Below are 1,201 nucleotides of genomic sequence, written 5' to 3' on the forward strand. Positions count from 1 at the left end.
TGCTCGATGTTTGACGCTTCACAGCGGGTACCGGAATATCAACCGGTTATCCATCGACTACGCCTGTCGGCCTCGCCTTAGGTCCCGACTTACCCTGGGCAGATCAGCTTGACCCAGGAACCCTTAGTCAATCGGCGCAAACGTTTCTCACGTTTGTATCGCTACTCATGCCTGCATTCTCACTCGTCAACCGTCCACGACTACCTTCCAGTGCCGCTTCACCCGGCAGACGACGCTCCCCTACCCATCACAGCACCCGTTGGGGCTTACTGCTGCAATGACACGACTTCGGCGGTACGCTTGAGCCCCGCTACATTGTCGGCGCGGAATCACTAGACCAGTGAGCTATTACGCACTCTTTCAAGGGTGGCTGCTTCTAAGCCAACCTCCTGGTTGTCTGTGCGACTCCACATCCTTTCCCACTTAGCGTACGCTTAGGGGCCTTAGTCGATGCTCTGGGCTGTTTCCCTCTCGACCATGGAGCTTATCCCCCACAGTCTCACTGCCGCGCTCTCACTTACCGGCATTCGGAGTTTGGCTAAGGTCAGTAACCCGGTAGGGCCCATCGCCTATCCAGTGCTCTACCTCCGGCAAGAAACACACGACGCTGCACCTAAATGCATTTCGGGGAGAACCAGCTATCACGGAGTTTGATTGGCCTTTCACCCCTAACCACAGGTCATCCCCCAGGTTTTCAACCCTGGTGGGTTCGGTCCTCCACGAAGTCTTACCTCCGCTTCAACCTGCCCATGGCTAGATCACTCCGCTTCGGGTCTTGAGCGTGCTACTAAAATCGCCCTGTTCGGACTCGCTTTCGCTACGGCTTCCCCACCCGGGTTAACCTCGCAACACACCGCAAACTCGCAGGCTCATTCTTCAAAAGGCACGCAGTCACGAGACACCAGCAAGCTGATGTCCGACGCTCCCACGGCTTGTAGGCACACGGTTTCAGGTACTATTTCACTCCGCTCCCGCGGTACTTTTCACCATTCCCTCACGGTACTATCCGCTATCGGTCACCAGGGAATATTTAGGCTTAGCGGGTGGTCCCGCCAGATTCACACGGGATTTCTCGGGCCCCGTGCTACTTGGGTGTCTCTCAAACGAGCCGCTGACGTTTCGACTACGGGGGTCTTACCCTCTACGCCGGACCTTTCGCATGTCCTTCGCCTACATCAACGGTTTCTGACTCGTCCTACGG

The 1,201-nt window shown here is 56.5% G+C and carries 1 other annotated feature (running past both ends of the window).

Annotated features, from left to right (window positions below):
• Positions 1-1,201 (reverse strand) — a sequence feature (mutual gap in cmsearch alignment for this rRNA model is longer than 100) (it extends past both window edges: 1,488 nt to the left, 153 nt to the right).

The organism is Streptomyces sp. NPDC001348 (assembly GCF_053597535.1).